Origin of the sequence: Leclercia sp. S52, from assembly GCF_039727615.1 — a bacterium.
GTDB lineage: Bacteria > Pseudomonadota > Gammaproteobacteria > Enterobacterales > Enterobacteriaceae > Enterobacter > Enterobacter adecarboxylatus_B.
In genome coordinates this window covers 1,186,315-1,201,342 of the sequence record NZ_CP152474.1, presented here as the reverse complement: position 1 = coordinate 1,201,342, position 15,028 = coordinate 1,186,315, and the positions used below count along the sequence as shown (strand labels likewise).

Annotated in this window: 11 protein-coding genes and 3 pseudogenes; 7 read left to right on the top strand and 7 right to left on the bottom strand. The window is 58.8% G+C overall.

The genetic code is table 11. The features are described 5' to 3' along the window. Positions 1–2: 2 nt before the first annotated feature. Positions 3–1,067: an efflux RND transporter periplasmic adaptor subunit gene (locus AAHB66_RS05650; protein WP_347115476.1), complete on the bottom strand. Its 1,065-nt coding sequence runs from the start codon at positions 1,065–1,067 to the stop codon at positions 3–5. Positions 1,068–1,172: 105 nt separating this feature from the next. Continuing rightward, positions 1,173–3,893: a cation-transporting P-type ATPase gene (locus AAHB66_RS05645; protein WP_347115475.1), complete on the bottom strand. Its 2,721-nt coding sequence runs from the start codon at positions 3,891–3,893 to the stop codon at positions 1,173–1,175. A gap of 488 nt (positions 3,894–4,381) precedes the next feature. Here AAHB66_RS05645 and AAHB66_RS05640 point away from each other — a divergent pair, with 488 nt between their 5' ends. Next, positions 4,382–4,630, top strand: coding sequence for a DUF1158 domain-containing protein (locus tag AAHB66_RS05640; protein WP_347115474.1), 249 nt, complete (start codon positions 4,382–4,384; stop codon positions 4,628–4,630). A gap of 206 nt (positions 4,631–4,836) precedes the next feature. Continuing rightward, positions 4,837–5,775, top strand: a complete 939-nt coding sequence (locus AAHB66_RS05635) for an omptin family outer membrane protease (RefSeq protein ID WP_347115473.1) — start codon at positions 4,837–4,839, stop codon at positions 5,773–5,775. 41 nt (positions 5,776–5,816) lie between these two features. On the opposite strand, the gene AAHB66_RS05630 is transcribed toward AAHB66_RS05635, so the two are convergent. Further along, positions 5,817–6,158 carry a RamA family antibiotic efflux transcriptional regulator gene (locus AAHB66_RS05630; protein WP_106992253.1) on the bottom strand — a complete coding sequence of 114 codons (342 nt, stop codon included), beginning with the start codon at positions 6,156–6,158 and terminating at the stop codon, positions 5,817–5,819. A gap of 33 nt (positions 6,159–6,191) precedes the next feature. Continuing rightward, positions 6,192–7,295 (bottom strand): MBL fold metallo-hydrolase, encoded by a 1,104-nt coding sequence (locus AAHB66_RS05625; protein ID WP_347115472.1) that lies wholly within the window; start codon positions 7,293–7,295, stop codon positions 6,192–6,194. A gap of 190 nt (positions 7,296–7,485) precedes the next feature. On the opposite strand from AAHB66_RS05625, the gene AAHB66_RS05620 reads away from it, so the two are divergent. The 3 genes and pseudogenes from AAHB66_RS05620 (at position 7,486) to nfsB (ending at position 9,168) form a co-directional block, all read left to right on the top strand. Beyond that, entirely contained in the window at positions 7,486–8,076 is a 591-nt protein-coding gene (locus tag AAHB66_RS05620) for a TetR/AcrR family transcriptional regulator (RefSeq protein ID WP_347115471.1), read from the top strand. Beyond that, positions 8,066–8,428: pseudogene (locus tag AAHB66_RS05615) on the top strand (MmcQ/YjbR family DNA-binding protein); the annotation flags it as partial. The gene AAHB66_RS05620 and the pseudogene AAHB66_RS05615, both read left to right, overlap by 11 nt. Before the next feature lie 86 nt (positions 8,429–8,514). Then, the gene (gene nfsB, locus AAHB66_RS05610) at positions 8,515–9,168 is read left to right on the top strand and encodes an oxygen-insensitive NAD(P)H nitroreductase (protein WP_347115470.1); all 654 of its coding nucleotides are present in this window, start codon (positions 8,515–8,517) and stop codon (positions 9,166–9,168) included. 62 nt (positions 9,169–9,230) lie between these two features. On the opposite strand, the pseudogene AAHB66_RS05605 reads toward nfsB, so the two are convergent. Both AAHB66_RS05605 and AAHB66_RS05600 read right to left on the bottom strand, forming a co-directional pair. Further along, positions 9,231–10,266: pseudogene (locus tag AAHB66_RS05605) on the bottom strand (DUF2157 domain-containing protein). Next, positions 10,263–11,132 carry a helix-turn-helix transcriptional regulator gene (locus AAHB66_RS05600; RefSeq protein WP_347115469.1) on the bottom strand — a complete coding sequence of 290 codons (870 nt, stop codon included), beginning with the start codon at positions 11,130–11,132 and terminating at the stop codon, positions 10,263–10,265. Before AAHB66_RS05600 ends, AAHB66_RS05605 begins: the two are co-directional and overlap by 4 nt. Positions 11,133–11,239: 107 nt before the next feature. Between AAHB66_RS05600 and AAHB66_RS05595 the strand changes: the two genes are divergently transcribed. Both AAHB66_RS05595 and AAHB66_RS05590 read left to right on the top strand, forming a co-directional pair. Continuing rightward, positions 11,240–12,676, top strand: coding sequence for an MFS transporter (locus tag AAHB66_RS05595; protein WP_347115468.1), 1,437 nt, complete (start codon positions 11,240–11,242; stop codon positions 12,674–12,676). A 67-nt stretch (positions 12,677–12,743) separates the two neighbouring features. Then, the gene (locus tag AAHB66_RS05590; protein WP_347115467.1) at positions 12,744–13,988 is read left to right on the top strand and encodes a mechanosensitive ion channel domain-containing protein; all 1,245 of its coding nucleotides are present in this window, start codon (positions 12,744–12,746) and stop codon (positions 13,986–13,988) included. A gap of 1 nt (position 13,989) precedes the next feature. On the opposite strand, the pseudogene AAHB66_RS05585 reads toward AAHB66_RS05590, so the two are convergent. Then, positions 13,990–14,965: pseudogene (locus tag AAHB66_RS05585) on the bottom strand (LacI family DNA-binding transcriptional regulator). Between the last annotated feature and the right edge of the window lie 63 nt (positions 14,966–15,028).

Here is a 15,028-nt window from a genome sequence, read left to right as displayed (position 1 = left end):
CCTTAATTCAGTATCTGGACGGCAGCGCCAGGCTGCACGCGCTGCGCGCCGTCAGTAATCGCTCGCTCACCGGACGCGATGCCAGAGGCGATCCGGAACTGCTGGCCGATCTGCCCGGCCACTTTCAGCGGACGCATTTCTGCTTTGCCGTCGGCGTTAACCACCCAGGCAAAGAATCCATCGCCGTTTTGCTGCACCGCCGCCGCGGGCAGGGTCAGCACAGGCTGCTCGCTGGCAGGGCGCAGAAAAACATTCACATTGCCGCCGGGCAGCAGCTGATGGCGCGGGTTGGCGAACTCGGCACGCAGCATCACGCTGGCGGTGCGCGGATCGATGCGGTTGTCCACGGAGGTCAGTTCCCCGCTGACGCGCTGGCCGTTGCTGTCTATCAGCGCCTGCCACGCCTGCTTCATGGCGCTGATGTCCGGGTGCTGCCCCGCTTTGGTGGCAAAGGTTCCCTCCTCCAGCGCGAAGGCGATGCGGATCGGGTCGAGCTGCACCACCTCCACCAGCACGCCGCTTGCCGGGTTCACCAGGCTGCCCACGTGGAAGTTGCTGTGCCCCACGCGGCCATCAATTGGTGAGGTAATGCGGGTGTAGGCCAGGGTGACGTTGCGGGTGTCGAGCCGGGCTCTGGCCTGCTCCAGCGCCGCGCGGGCGACATCGCGCTGCATGCGGGCGTTGTCCACGTCGTGACGGCTGATGGCGTTGTTACTGCCCAGGCGTTCAAAACGGGTAAGCTGCTGCTGCGCCTGACGCAGGGTGGCTTCAGCGCTTTTGACTTCGGCCTGGGCCAGGCGCAGAGCGGCACGCGGCTCGGCGTCGTCCAGCGCAAACAGCAGGTCGCCTTTTTTCACATACTGCCCGTCGCGGAAGTGGACCTGGACGATCACGCCCTCCGTGCGGGCCCGCAGTTCAACGGTGTGAATGGCTTCGATGCGGCCCGGGATCTGGCGCTCTGCGGCGTGAGCGATCTGCTCCACGGTGGCGACACGCACGGGAACGGCGGCGGCAAAGGCGGGTTGCAGGGTACAGGCGAGAAAGGCGAACAGGAGTGGGAATTTCATGGGAGTATCTCAGATGTGTTCCCCTCACCCCGGCCCTCTCCCACAGGGAGAGGGAGGTCAGAGTCCCCTCTCCCTGTGGGAGAGGGTTAGGGTGAGGGCAAAAGGTTATGCAGCCTTATGGAACCTGCGGGTCAGTCGCTTCTCGATCTCGACGATGAAGAACATCGCGCTCGCTATGGCCAGGGTGACACCCCAGTAGCGCAGCGGCAGGGCTTCGGTGCCGAACAGCATCTGCATAAACGGCAGGTAGATAATCGCCAGCTGCAGCAGAAGCAGCACGCCCGTCACCAGCCAGATCCCTTTGTTCGCCAGCAGGCCGCGGTTCAGGGAGAAGCCTTCGGTGTTGCGGCAGTTAATCATGTAGACCCACTGGGCACAGACCAGCATCTGCAGCAGCACGGTGCGGATGAACTCGGCGCTGTGGCCGCGCGGAGCCAGCCAGGCTTCCAGCGTGAAGGCGGCGACGGCAATCAGGGTCCCGACGAAGGCCACGCGCCAGACGGCGTAGCCATCCATCACGTGTTTGCCGGTCTGACGCGGCGGACGCTGCATGATCCTGCGCTCGGCGGCTTCAAAGGCCAGGCCGAAGGAGAGCGTGGCGGAGGTGGCCATGTTCATCCACAAAATCAGCACCGGCGTCAGAGGAATGATATTCCCCGCCAGCAGGGCAATCACAATCAGCAGACCCTGCGCCAGGTTGGTCGGCATGATGAACAGAATGGTCTTCTTCAGGTTGTCGTAGACGCGACGCCCCTCTTTCACCGCGCTGGCGATGGTGGCGAAGTTATCGTCCGTCAACACCATGTCGGCGGCCTCTTTGGTCACTTCCGTGCCCTTGATGCCCATGGCGATCCCGACGTCCGCCTGGCGCAGGGCCGGGGCATCGTTCACGCCGTCGCCGGTCATGCCGACGATCTCGCCCTGCTCCTGCAAGGCTTTCACCAGGCGCAGCTTATGCTCCGGACTGGTGCGGGCGAAGATGTCGTACTCCACCGCTGCTTTCGCCAGCTCCGTATCATCCATATGCTCCAGCTGATAACCCGTTACCGCCTGGGCGCTGTTGGCGATCCCCAACATCTGCCCGATGCTCATCGCGGTCTGCGGGTGATCCCCGGTGATCATCTTCACGCGGATCCCCGCCTGCTGGCAGGCGTGAATGGCGTCGATGGCCTCCGGGCGCGGCGGATCCATCATTCCGGCAATGCCGAGGAAGATCAGGCCGTGGCTGAGATCGTCGTGGGTCAGCTCCTGCTCGCCGTTCGCCGGCTTGAACGCCGCGGCCACCATGCGTAGCCCCTGACGGGCATAGCGCTCCATCTCAGCTTCCCAGTACGCGCGGTTAAAAGCTTCTGCGCCGTTACGGGTCTGCTGCTGCGCGCAGAGGGCGAAAATCACGTCCGGCGCGCCGGTGATCAGGATCTGCTCCTCGCTACCAATCTGGTAGTGGGTGCTCATGTATTTGTACTGCGAGTCGAACGGGATCTTGTTGATAAGCGTGGTCATGACCGGCGCTAGGTGGGCTTTCGCCGCCAGCACCTTCAGCGCGCCTTCGGTCGGCCCACCGGTAATACCCCACAGGCCGCGCTCGTCCTGAATCATCTGGCTGTCGTTACACAGGTCGATGGTGCGCAGATACTGCTCCAGCACGGTGCCCGGCTGGATCTGCACCGGCTCGTCGCTGCCCTCAAGGCAGATGCTGCCTTCCGGAGCATAGCTGTCGCCTCCGACGCGATAGCAGCTGTCGGCGGTGATGATCGCTTTGACGGTCATCTCGTTCATGGTCAGGGTGCCGGTTTTATCCGAGCAAACCACGGTCATCGCCCCGAGCGTTTCTACGGTAGGCAGCTTGCGGATAATCGCCCGCTTACGCGCCATCGCCTGCACGCCCAGCGACAGGATAATCGAGATGATGGCAGGCAGACCTTCCGGCACCGCGGCCACCGCCAGGCTGATTAACGACAGCAGCAGCTCGCCGATCGGCATGTCGCGCAGCAGGAGGCTGAAGACAAAGAGCGCGGCCATCATCGCCATGATCAATCCGAAGATGGCTTTGCCGAGCTTGTCCATCTGCACCAGCAGCGGAGTGCGGTGCTTTTCAATTCCGGCCATCATCTGGTTGATATGGCCCAGCTCGGTCTCCTGGCCGGTGGCAATCACCACGCCCATGCCGCCGCCCGCGCTGACGGTGGTACCGGAAAACAGCAGGTTGGTCCGATCGCCCAGGGTTAACTCCCCTGTTAAGGGCTGAATATGTTTATCGACCACCGTGGATTCACCGGTCAGGATCGCCTCTTCCACGCGTAAATAATGCGCCTCGATCACCCGCATATCCGCCGGAATACGATCCCCGGCGCGCAGGACAATAATATCGCCCGGGACTATTTCAGTGGTCGGTATGGTTTCGTGCACACCCTCACGAATAACGCGCGCATCGCTGGCGAGCATATTTCGGATACTGCTCAGTGATTTCTCGGCGTTGCTCTCCTGAATATGACCAATTAGGGCATTAATCACCGCCACACCCAGAATCACCAGGGTATCGACCCAGTGGCCCATAATTGCCGTTAATACCGCGGCGGCCAGCAGGACGTAAATTAAGACATCGTTAAAGTGGGCCAGAAAACGCAGCCACGCCGGTCTGGCTTTTTTTTCCGGCAGGGCATTGGGGCCATGCTGCTGCAGGCGCGCCTGAGCTTCGGCACGGCTCAGGCCAGACGTGGTGCTGTGCTGCGCCGCGAGAGTCTCCCCAACGGTCTGCTGATAAGCCTGGGTTGGGGCGTGCCCCTTGCCCGGCGGTGGTGTCTGGGTATGGTGCATTTTAGTCATATTTCAGCTCCTTCAAATTGCGGTGAGCAAAAGCCTGAATTCCATTTCTGCTTTTATAAATCGTCGGGCGTTAATTTAATGGGTTGTCACGGCAATTAATTTAACGCACTATTATTTCTGTCGACGGCATTAAACAGCTAACGTTTCATTTCAATACGACGATTTTTACAAATTATTTCTAAACCTAAACTAAACGAGGGGTCAGCATGTTTGGAATTTATCGCGGGCGTCGACTGGCGTTATATATTATCGCTGCCATTGTTATTGCGACGTTAATTGGATATAGCACTTATACCTTTGTAAGATTATTTGCCGGAGGGTGACAATAATTTACATTAACGCAGATTAATTGAATTAGTGGACGCCTGCCGGAGAAATACCTGCGAAATAGCGGGCGATTATTTATCGCCCGCGCGCTTGACGGTTGATATTGCTTTACGAAGCCCTATCCGTGACAATGTTATTTTTAACTGACGATTAACATAATTATGAAGCACCCACTGGAATCGCTGTTAACGGCAGGCGGCATCCTGCTGATGGCATTTCTCTCCGTTCTGCTGCTGCCTGCACCTTCGCTGGGGCTGGTGGTGGCGCAGAAGCTGATGAGCACCTTCCATCTGATGGATCTCAACCAGCTCTACACCATTATCTTCTGCCTGTGGTTTTTACTGCTCGGGGCCGTTGAGTTCTTTGTCCTGCGCTTCATCTGGCGCCGCTGGTTTTCTCGCTCCGCCTAGCTCTATCAGTTCGGATCTGCATCCCTGGGACGCCACGCCCGGGGAGAAGCCTGATAACACATTTCACGCGTAAATAATTCCAATAGTATTTATAATCAATAACATATATTAATTAATGATATTCCGATTTTTTCAGCCAGGTGCCGCAATAAAACCCGTTAATGCTAACCTTGTCCGCCCGATGAAACTCGTACAAGGATGTCTTAATGCGACAAAAAGGATTGTCTCTGTTTTTAATGTTATTCGCTGGCCTGCCGTGGGCCGGTGCCCAGGCTTCAGGGCTGAATTTTGCCCCCGAAAGCGTCTCCGTGGCCTTATCCACGGGCATACTGGCGGGAGAATCCCACGAGCGGGTCTATAACCCGTCGACAGGGCATCAACAGAGCGAGCTGGACTGGAAATTAAAAAATACGCCAATTATAAAAGGCGATCTCTCCTGGGATGTATTGTCCCGCCTCACGCTTAATGCCCGCGGCTGGACAACCCTTGCTTCCGGCGCCTCGCACATGGATGACTACGACTGGATGGATCCCGACCAGGCGAGTCCGACAGACTGGTCAACCCATCCGGCTACCCGCCTCAACCATGCCAACGAATTTGACCTGAATGCGAAAGGCTGGTTATTAAAAGAGGAAAATTACCGGCTTGGGGCCATGCTCGGCTACCAGAAAACCCGTTTTAGCTGGTCCTCTCGCGGCGGCACCTACAGCTACGGCAATGGCGCCATCACTGGCGAAGCCCCGGACAATGAGCGCGGCATCTCATATAAGCAGCGTTTCGGCGTGGCCTATGCGGGCTTAGTCGGCATGTACCGCTATCAGAATTTTGAGGTCAACGGCCAGGTGAGATACAGCCCCTGGGTGCGCGCCCGGGATAATGACGAACATTACGAACGCCAATTTACCTACCGTGATGAGGCCAATAACGCCGATTATTACGCGGCGATGGTGGATGTCGGCTACTACGTCACCCCCAATGCCAAAGTGTTTGCTGAATTTAGCTGGACCCGCTATGACGAAGGAAAAGGGGGAACGGAAGTCAGGGATACGATGACGGGAGGCTCCGCCTTTTATATTCAGGGCGATGCGGCAGGCATTGAAAACGAAAACTACGTTTTTGCCGTCGGCGTGCAGTATCGTTTTTGATTGTTTGAACTTCACCCTCCCGCCCGGGAGGGTGAAGAGCATTAATGCGCCCGGCTGTGGTTATCCTTGCGATACGCGCCAGGCGGCTGGTTGAAGGTGCGGGTAAAGACGCGGGTAAAGGTCTGCTGGGAATCAAAGCCGTAGCGCAGACAAATGTCGTAGACCTTTTCGTCTGACTCCAGCAGATCCCGCGCCGCCAGCCGCAGCTTACGTTCACGAATATAGCGCCCCAGACTCTCGCCTTTATATTGCATAAACAGCCGCTGCAGGTGCCATTTGGAATAGCCCGCGTGACGGGCGATATCCTCGATTCGCAACGGCTGATGAAGGTTGTCGTCGATCCACTCGACAATGGTGTCGATAACCTGAGCGGAAATAGTCATGCTGCTCTCCCCCCTCTGCTCTTCGATTAAACATTATTCCCACCACGCGCGAAATTGTTGCGTGGCATCATCCACTCTGACCGGCTCACCAAGCTCCGGCGTCAGCAGGCGATACGGCTTATCCTCGCTGGCCTGCGAAAGCTTAATCAGCGGGTCGTTCCAGGTATGTTTTGCCAGCACAAAGCGGCCGGAGTGGCCCGGCACCACCGCCCTGGCATTCAGATCCGCGGCGGCCTGCGCCGTTTCGGCAGGCTGCATGTGGATGTACTTCCAGTCCTGGTCATACTGCCCGTTCTCCATGATCGCCAGATCGACGCTGCCGAACCGCTCCCCGATGGCGCTAAAGTGCGGGCCGTAACCGGAATCACCGCTGTAGAACACCTTCTGCTGCGGGGTGACAAACATAAAGCTGCCCCACAGCGTCTGGTTGCGCTTCAGCCCGCGCCCGGAGAAGTGGCGCGCCGGCAGAACGTGGACGATCAGCTCATCGCTGATGCGCACCGACTGCTCCCAGTCCCGCTCCTCAATGATGGACGGATCCATGCCCCAGTAGCGCAGATGTGACCCGACCCCGAACGGAGTAACCACGCGCTTCACTTTCGGCATCAGCGCCTTGATGGTGGCGTAATCGAGATGATCGTAGTGATCGTGCGAAATAATCAGCAGATCGATGTCGGGCATATCTTCGGCGTGCCAGGGGTAATCCCCGGCAAAGGCTTTGTTAAGGAAGGAGAACGGCGCGGCGTAGCTGCTGAATACCGGGTCGATCAGAATACGTTTACCCGCCAGCTGCAGATACCACGAGGAGTGGCCGAGCCAGACCAGGGTGTCCTGATCCAGCGGCAGCTGTGCCAGATCGGTTTTTACCAGCGGCAGCGGCTGGGCCGGACGCGCGTTTTCACGCTTCGTCACCAGAAAATCCCACCATGCCGCCAGCATGTTCTTGTTGCCGGTAAATCCCGGCGTGGGCAGGGTGTTATGGAACTGGCCGTCACGATACTGCGACGAAGCGGTAAACTCACTCAGCTGCGCGCCCTGTGGCGGCTGGCCGAATCCGGCATTCAGTACAAACGGCAGGCTCGCCGCGGATGCAATAATCATCACTACCACCAGGCTAATAATAAAACGCTTTTTCATATCCCGACCCGAATTCGCGCCCCATCCGATGGCCTGCGCGGGCAAAACTTGATTATGAGTGAGTAAGCACTCATTATAGAAGTGATGTGAAAGTCGTCAAGACGTTTTAAGATCTTTGACATTCCACGTTGCAGCCCCGCAAAGGGCATGATTCAATCAGGGTTTTTGCACATAAACTGGAGGAAATGCAGTGGCTCGTCCGAAAAGTGAAGATAAAAAACTGGCGTTGCTGGACGCGGCAACCACCGCTTTTGCCCAGTCGGGCATTGCGGCCTCTACCGCGTTAATCGCCCGCAGCGCAGGGGTGGCTGAAGGCACCCTGTTTCGCTATTTCGCCACCAAAGACGATCTGCTCAACGCCCTCTACCTGCACCTGAAACAGGATCTGTGCCAGACCATGCTGGCGAATATGGATCGTGCCCTCACCCAGCCGAAAGAGCATACCCGCAATATCTGGAACAGCTACGTTGACTGGGGGATCCGCAACCCGGTAGCCCACGGCGCCATCCGCCAGCTCGGGGTGAGCGAGAAGATTAACGCCGAAACCGAACAGGCGGTACATGAGATGTTCCCGGAGCTGCATGAGCTGTGTCGTCGTCATATCCGCCCGGTGTTTATGTCTGAGGAGTTTCGTCTGTTTGGCGACGCCCTGTTCCTGTCGCTAGCCGAGACGACAATGTCCTTCGCCACCCGCGAACCGGCGCGCGCCGCCGAATTTAAGGCGCTGGGCTTTGAAGCCATGTGGCGCGCGCTGGCGGAAGAGGATAATCATGGACAGTAAAACGCTCGCCGCCTGCGCTAAACACATAGCGCTGGAGCTGCCCTTTACCGAGCACTGCTGGCCGTTTGGCCCGGAGTACGACGTGTTTAAAGTGTGCGGCAAGATTTTTATGCTGATGGGCGTGGCGCACGGGCGTCAGCACGTCAGCCTGAAGTCCGATCCGCAAAAATCGCTGCTCAACCAGCAGATCTATCGGGGGATCGAGCCCGGCTACCATCTGAATAAAAAGCACTGGATCTCTGTATACGCGGCGGAGGATATCACCCCCGAGCTGATAGCCGATCTGGTCAACGATTCGTGGCATCTGGTGGTGGATAAGCTGTCGAAAAAAGAGCAAAAAAAAGTTGCGCCCCGGCGGTTAAGCGCCCGGAATGCCCTTACCTTTGTGATCTTCACTTTGTATTATTTTCCCTTTTGCACTGAACCCCAGGAGTAGTAATGGATATCATCTCTGTTGCCTTAAAGCGTCACTCAACAAAGGCCTTTGATCCGAGCAAAAAACTGACTGCCGACCAGGCGGAACAGATTAAAACCCTGCTGCAGTACAGCCCGTCCAGCACCAACTCACAGCCGTGGCACTTTATCGTCGCCAGCACCGAGGAAGGCAAAGCGCGCGTGGCGAAATCCGCAGCCGGTGGCTTTGTCTTTAACGAACGCAAAATGCTGGATGCATCTCACGTGGTGGTGTTCTGCGCCAAAACCGCAATGGACGATGCCTGGCTTACCCGCGTCGTGGATCAGGAAGAGGCCGATGGCCGTTTCAACACTCCGGAAGCGAAAGCCGCCAACCACAAGGGCCGCACCTTCTTCGCCGATATGCACCGCGTCGATCTGAAAGATGACGATCAGTGGATGGCAAAACAGGTTTACCTGAACGTCGGCAACTTCCTGCTGGGCGTGGGCGCAATGGGCCTGGACGCGGTGCCGATTGAAGGCTTCGACGCCGCGGTCCTTGACGAAGAGTTTGGTCTGAAAGAGAAAGGCTTCACCAGCCTGGTGGTGGTGCCGGTTGGGCATCACAGCGTGGAAGATTTCAACGCCACGCTGCCGAAATCGCGCCTGCCGCTGAGCACGATTGTGACTGAGTGCTAATACAAACGGGCCGCAGATAGCGGCCCGTTACTTTTTACTAATAACCAGTCTGCGATGCGGATCTACTTAGCCGATTTTCCTGCGTGCCAGATCCTCTCCGCATAGCGCCCTATCACCGCCAGCGAGGCCGCCAGGATCAGGAAAAACAGCACCTTGTTCATCCCGTCCCAGAAGTATTCAAAATAGCGGGTATAGAGGTTGATACCAAGAAACGTCAGGCCAAAACCGCGCAGCATACCGTCGTCGGTTTTCAGGCTGATATAAATACAGATCCCCGCCGCCACCGCGAACAGCAGCGCCCAGGGCAGCAGCGCCGCGCGGGTGGTGCCGTACCCGTTGTCGATATCGTAATTGCCAAAAATCGACAGGATCCACAGGGCAACAAACAGGTACGTCAGCCCCATCGCTTTACTGGTGGTGTACAGATGCCGTTTACGCAGCATCCCGCGCAGCCACCAGCAGAGCGCCAGTAAGGCCCCCCCCGAAGAAGATAAAGCGCACCGGGTAGCTCATCCCCAGCCAGTAGGCGCCCCAGCCGGACATATAGCCGGTTTCGGCGCCAAACCAGTTGCCAAGCGACAGCAAAAAGAACAGCCACACCAGGCCCGAGCGGCCGAAGAAGCCCACCAGCCCGTAAACGGCGCAGCCCAGCAGAAATAGCGGCGCTATGTGGCCGCTGCCGGTATCCAGCCGTTCACCCAGCTGCCAGAGGGCGATGGCGGTAAAGAACACCCCGAGGAACAAAATCGCCTCGGTGCTGTAGTGCCACTGGGTCTCCTGCCGCTGGCGGCTGAATCCCCACAGATAAAACAGTATTGCGGCCAGCGCAGGCAGTCCGATGCGGGCGATGGAGGAGAAGGCGAAGAACTCGATAATGCGCGCCATCAGTTCGCTGTCGGCAAACAGGCTGCCAATGGCGATGATGACGCAGACGATTGCCGTCCAGAAGGCGTAGCGGCTGAGGCGCTGCCAGTCCATGGTGACGCGTTTTAAGCTGCCGGCCAGTCGCTGATGCTCGTCGGCGGTTAACGCGCCCTCCTGCTGCCACTCGGTGAGCGCGCGGCGCAGGAGGCGTTCCTGTTTGCGGGTGACGTTCATGGTGCCTGCTCCGCCAGCCATGTCAGGGCGCGCTCGCCCTCGTCATCCACCGGGAGATAGACCAGCAGCCGCGAGCCGTTGCGCGGGGCGGAGTACCAGTACATCTGCTGGAGATGAAAATCGCCCAGTTCGGGATGAGTAAAGAGCTTGAGCTGATTTTCCACGCCGCGCACGTCGTTGCGCTGGTGCCACAGGGTTTTGAACTCTTCAGAGACGGCAAAGAAGCGCGCCAGTTTGGCTTCCCACTGCGGGTCGCCCCGGTGCTCGGCCATCGCCGCGCGGAAGTAGGAGACAAAAATGGGCAGCACGTCTCCGCGCTTACCGAGGCGTGCGCGCCACGCCGGATGGGTGAGGAACAGATAGATACAGTTGCGGTCTTCCGGCGGGATCGCATTGAAGTCGACGCCCATCAGATGACCGAAGCTGTCATTCCACGCCACGATATCGAAATTCGGCTTCTGAATGCTGGCGGGTTTCGGCATCAGGGTGTCGAGAAGACGGCGGGTGCCTTCGCTGATCCCCTCGCAGCAGACCGCCTGGGGCGCTTCGCCCGGCGGCAATCCGGCCAGCAGGAAGAGGTGGCGGGATTCGGTCGGGGTACACTGCAGCGCTTTCGCCACTGCCGCCATCACCGCGCTCGACGGGTTGACGTCCCTGCCCTGCTCCAGCCAGGTGTACCAGGTCACGCCCACGTCAGCCAGCAGGGCCACCTCTTCCCGGCGCAGGCCCGGCGTGCGGCGTCGGCCGCTGCGCGGTAAGCCGAGGCGCTGTGGATCGAGACTTTCACGCCGCGCGCGTAAAAATGCGCCCAGCTGTTTACGGGTGTCATCCTGGAGTGAGGTGACGGGTTCAGACATCAGCGCCATAGTGCCCCCTGCATGGTAGTGCCAGTACCAGTATAAGCAAGAACTGGTACCCGTTTATCAGATAGTTGATGCTACGACGCTACGCTGTTTGACGCAATGGAGTCACCATGAATACGTCAGTTGTTTCACCGGGCCGGGCAGGCCTGATATTGCTGTTAACCGGCCAGATGCTGCCGCTGATTGATACCTCAATCACCAACGTGGCGCTGGACTCCATCACCCACTCGCTGCACGCCACCGCCACCGAGCTGGAGCTGATTGTCGCCCTTTACGGCGTGGCCTTTGCCGTCTGCCTGGCGCTCGGCAGCAAGCTGGGGGATAACCTCGGCCGTCGTCGCCTGTTTATGTGGGGCGTGGCGAGCTTTGGCCTGGCCTCGCTGCTGTGCGGCATGGCGGGCAATATTGAGCAGCTGCTGGCCGCGCGCATCGTTCAGGGCGCAGGCGCGGCGCTGATCGTGCCGCAAATTCTTGCCACCCTGCACGTGACGCTGAAAGGCACCGCCCACGCCAAAGCCATCAGCCTGTTTGGCGGCATCGGCGGCATTGCGTTTATCGTCGGGCAGATGGGCGGCGGCTGGCTGGTGTCGGCGGATATCGCCGGGCTGGGCTGGCGCAACGCCTTCTTTATCAACGTGCCGATCTGCCTGCTGGTGCTGGCCCTGAGCCGTCGCTACGTGCCGGAGACCCGCCGCGACACGCCGTCGCGCATTGACTGGCCGGGTACCGCGCTGCTGGCAGCAATCCTCTGCTGCCTGCTGTTCCCGATGGCACTGGGGCCGCAGTGGCACTGGTCCTGGCCGCTGCAGGCCGCCCTGATCGCCATTGTCCCGCTGGCCTGGTTAATGGCGCTGAATGCACGTAAAAAAGAGCGCGAAGGGGCTCACCCGCTGATCCCGCCGCGTCTGATGCAGCTCGGCAGTATCCGCTTCGGCGTGCTGATTGCGTTGCTCTTTTTCAGCGTCTGGTCCGGGTTTATGTTCTGCATGGCGCTGACCATGCAGACCGGTCTGGGGATGGCGCCGTGGCAGTCCGGCAACAGCTTTATCGCCCTCGGGGTGACCTATTTCGTCTCGGCGTGGTTTGCCCCGCGGCTGATTGCCCGCTACAGCACCAGCACGATTTTACTGTCCGGGCTGGCGATCCAGATAACCGGCCTGCTGGCGCTGATCGTCACCTTCCGCATCTGGGGACTGGAGAACACCGCCCTGACCCTCGCCCCGGCCACCGGGCTGGTGGGCTACGGCCAGGCGCTGATAGTGAACAGCTTCTACCGCATCGGGATGCGCGATATTCAGCCCGACGACGCCGGGGCCGCCAGCGCCATTCTCAGCACCCTGCAACAAGCGGCGCTCGGTCTTGGCCCGGCCATCTTCGGTGCGATTTTGCTCCACGCCCTGCACAGCCATCACGGGGATTACGCAGAGGCAATTAACGTCTTCCTGATGGTGGAAACCGTCATGATGATCGTCCTGGCGTTGGCCACCCTGCGACTGCGTCATCGTCTGAGCCTGCCGGTGGTGAAGGCCTGTCAGGCGGTAAAATAGGCCTGGCGAATTTGCATAATAGATCCTCAGCCGCCATTATGGCGGCTGCTTTAATACAGGAGACGTTATGCAGGAGTTCATTTCCCTGGTCGAAGAGACCGGCATTGAAATAAATCACACCACCTCTTTAGTCATCATTTTTGGCATTATTTTTCTTACCGCCCTGATTATTCATTTTATTCTGCACAAAGTGGTGCTGCGGGCGTTCGAGAAACGCGCCCGGGCCAACAGCCATTTATGGCTGCAAATCATCACCGAGAATAAGTTATTTCACCGTCTGGCCTTTACCCTGCAGGGGATAATCGTCAACGTTCAGGCGGTATTGTGGCTGCAAAAAGGCAGCGACGCGGCGGAAATACTCACCACCTGCGCGAAGCTGTGGGTAATGGTTTACGCCCTGCTGGCGTTCTTCTCGCTGCTGGACGTGATTTTCAATCTGTCGCAGAAAATGGCCACCGCCTCGCAGCTGCCGCTGAAAGGCATCTTCCAGGGCATCAAGCTGGTGAGCGCCATTCTGGTGGGTATCCTGATTATTTCCCTGCTGATCGGCCAGTCCCCCGCCATTCTGATTAGCGGTCTGGGCGCGATGGCCGCGGTATTAATGCTGGTGTTCAAAGACCCAATTTTAGGCCTGGTGGCAGGCATTCAGCTCTCGGCCAACGATATGCTCAAGCTCGGCGACTGGCTGGAGATGCCGAAATACGGCGCTAACGGCACGGTGACCGATATCGGCCTGACCACCGTCAAGGTGCGCAATTTCGATAACACCATCACCACCATTCCGACCTGGGCGCTGGTCTCCGACGCCTTTATCAACTGGAGCGGAATGTCGGCCTCCGGCGGGCGGCGGATTAAGCGCAGCCTGAATATTGATACCACCAGCATCCATTTTCTCGACGAGCAGGAGCAGCAGCAGCTGATTCAGGCGAAGCTGCTCAAGCCCTATATGGCCACGCGCCACGAGGAAATTACGCTGTGGAATCAGGAAAATGGCGAAGGCGAGTCGGTGCTGAATATGCGCAGGATGACCAATATTGGCACCTTCCGCGCCTACCTGAATGAATATCTGCGCAACCATCCGCGTATTCGTCAGGATATGACCCTGATGGTGCGGCAATTAGCGCCGGACGCCAACGGTCTGCCAATTGAAATATATGCGTTTACCAACACCGTGATCTGGGCGGAATATGAGGCGATTCAGGCCGATATTTTCGACCATATTTTCGCGGTGATCGATGAATTTGGTCTGCGCATTCACCAGACGCCGACCGGGAACGATATTCGCTCCCTGGCGGGCGTACTGGGGAAATAACTCAGGTGCTGGCGCGGGAAATAAAGCGCCAGTTCATCATCACCCGCTCGGTGGCGGCGTCGGGGTTGTCGATTCTGTTCAGCAGCAGATCGACCGCCTTGCGTCCGATATCCCGCGACGGCTGTTCAATGGTGGTCAGCGAGACCATCTCCGACAGCTCGGTGCCGTCGAAGCCCACCACGGCGATATCCTGCGGCACGCGCAGCCCGGCCTTTTCGATAGCGCGTAACGCCCCCGCGGCGAGGGTATCGGAGACGGCAAATACCGCATCCGGCCGCGTCTCCGCCGCCAGCAGCTTGCTCATCGCCGCCGTGCCGGCCGCCGCGCTGAGATCGCTGGCATACTCCACCGCCTGATAGGCTAAATCGCGCAGATGCAGCACGCTTTTATACCCGCGCTCGCGCAGGCGGGCATATTTGTAGCTCAGATCGTGGTTGATAAGCGCAATCCGCTGACGCCCGCCGTCCGCCAGGCGGCTGACCACGTGCTGGGAGGCGTCGACATCGTTGATCCCGACGCAGGAGACCGCCCCGGCATCGGCGTATTCGGCGCACTGCACCCAGGGGGGCATCGCCAATCAGCGCCGCCAGTTCGGTGAGACGGGTAAAAGCATCCATGGTGATAATGCCGTCGACCATTTTGCCGGTCAGCAGGCTCAGCCCCGAGCGGGAGCGTTCAATATCGGAGCCGGAGTTGCACAGCAGAATGCGGTAGCCGTTTTTCTCTGCCTGCTCCTCGATGCCCTTCACCACCTCGGCGCAGAACGGGTTGGCGATGTTGGAGACCATCACCAGGATCATATAGCTGCGCGAGGTGCGCAGCTGACGAGCGAGAAGATTGGGCTGGTAGTTCGCCTCTTTAATCGCCTGCAAGACGCGATCGCGGTTTTTGGCTTTGACGGTATCGCTGTTATTCAGCACGCGCGATACCGTCGCCACCGAGACGCCCGCCAGTTGGGCGATTTTCTGAATTGACATAGCGACGAGTGATCCTGCAGTTAGCGTTAGCAGCAGGCTACCATAAATTCGTTGCCCGGCGTA

Bases quoted from the DNA above. Each gene is read 5' to 3' on its own strand.
- AAHB66_RS05650 (WP_347115476.1), bottom strand. From the start codon at position 1,067: ATGAAATTCCCACTCCTGTTCGCCTTTCTCGCCTGTACCCTGCAACCC.
- AAHB66_RS05645 (WP_347115475.1), bottom strand. From the start codon at position 3,893: ATGACTAAAATGCACCATACCCAGACACCACCGCCGGGCAAGGGGCAC.
- AAHB66_RS05640 (WP_347115474.1), top strand. From the start codon at position 4,382: ATGAAGCACCCACTGGAATCGCTGTTAACGGCAGGCGGCATCCTGCTG.
- AAHB66_RS05635 (WP_347115473.1), top strand. From the start codon at position 4,837: ATGCGACAAAAAGGATTGTCTCTGTTTTTAATGTTATTCGCTGGCCTG.
- AAHB66_RS05630 (WP_106992253.1), bottom strand. From the start codon at position 6,158: ATGACTATTTCCGCTCAGGTTATCGACACCATTGTCGAGTGGATCGAC.
- AAHB66_RS05625 (WP_347115472.1), bottom strand. From the start codon at position 7,295: ATGAAAAAGCGTTTTATTATTAGCCTGGTGGTAGTGATGATTATTGCA.
- nfsB (WP_347115470.1), top strand. From the start codon at position 8,515: ATGGATATCATCTCTGTTGCCTTAAAGCGTCACTCAACAAAGGCCTTT.
- AAHB66_RS05600 (WP_347115469.1), bottom strand. From the start codon at position 11,132: ATGGCGCTGATGTCTGAACCCGTCACCTCACTCCAGGATGACACCCGT.
- AAHB66_RS05595 (WP_347115468.1), top strand. From the start codon at position 11,240: ATGAATACGTCAGTTGTTTCACCGGGCCGGGCAGGCCTGATATTGCTG.
- AAHB66_RS05590 (WP_347115467.1), top strand. From the start codon at position 12,744: ATGCAGGAGTTCATTTCCCTGGTCGAAGAGACCGGCATTGAAATAAAT.